This window comes from Staphylococcus coagulans (genome assembly GCF_002901995.1).
GTDB classification, from domain to species: domain Bacteria; phylum Bacillota; class Bacilli; order Staphylococcales; family Staphylococcaceae; genus Staphylococcus; species Staphylococcus coagulans.
Genome location: NZ_PPQN01000119.1, coordinates 899 through 1,919, shown reverse-complemented (window position 1 = coordinate 1,919; position 1,021 = coordinate 899). Strand labels below are relative to the sequence as shown.

The window sequence follows — 1,021 nt, the reverse complement described above, 5'->3', positions numbered from 1 at the left end:
GAATGACACGATATCAAGTGTACAAAAGCAGTTTAAGTCATTATGTAGTTATAAAACAATTATGTGTTAGAAAATGAAATTTTAAAATAAAGTTAATTTAACGTTATAATAAATTTTAGTGAGTCATTAATTTGTATAGAGGGGATGACAATATGAAGAAAAAATCAAATGCATAAACAATCATTAACATCGTAGTGAATATAATATTGACAGTACTTATTTTACGTTCACTCCTGAAAAGAAAGTCGTAAACATAAAAAGGGAAATACGAGTAATCTTAATTCGATTTCATCGTATTTCCTTTAATGAATAAGGTGAGCAAAAAAGAATCTAATACCAAGCTCATGTATGTGATATCATCACTTTATCCTGTTTGCTTTGCTTTTACCGCCAGAAAAAAGTGAATAAAGCGATAATTGTCGTTAAAATCGTACCAATCACTGTTAAAGTAACAGCGATTCGGTTAATAATTTTGTCTCGATCTTTTATTCTTTCACCTCTAAGAATTTCTTTCTCTATTTGAAAAATGAGTTTCATCTTATCTTCTAAGTGCATCGGTAAAGCATGTAAGTGTCTTTCTAAATCATCAAATCTATGATTAATTCTTTTTTCTAATTGTTCTAATTCATTTTTGTTTAACTCTCCCATTTTTTCTCTCCTAGTTGAAATAATTCTTAATGATACGAACCTCAAAACTGAATTGCTGTTACGAACGAAGTGTCAAAAGGTAAGTTGAGAATGAGAAACAATCAAAAAATAAAGCTCAACTTTAGTTTATTTTAGAAACAAAAATATGAGGTAAACAAGTTTTAGAGTGTAAAATTATCCACTTGTTTATAAGTCGTAATATACCAAAAAATACATTTATTATCAAATCTTTATTAAATCTCAAAAACAGTATTTATTTTCTTGATTTGATATATCATCACTTAGCATTTTAATCACAACAATTAGTTGTAATAAATTTCTTTACATAGATAGCTTTATTTTCGCCGTATTTCTTTTATTAATGACGTAGAGC

General features: G+C 27.1%; 1 protein-coding gene. It reads right to left on the bottom strand.

Annotation, left to right across the window (positions count from 1 at the left end; all coding sequences use genetic code 11):
* Window positions 1-384 precede the first annotated feature (384 nt).
* A complete protein-coding gene (locus tag CD118_RS11625) occupies window positions 385-648 on the bottom strand; it encodes a hypothetical protein (protein ID WP_060829982.1) in 264 nt (87 codons plus the stop codon).
* Window positions 649-1,021: the final 373 nt, after the last annotated feature.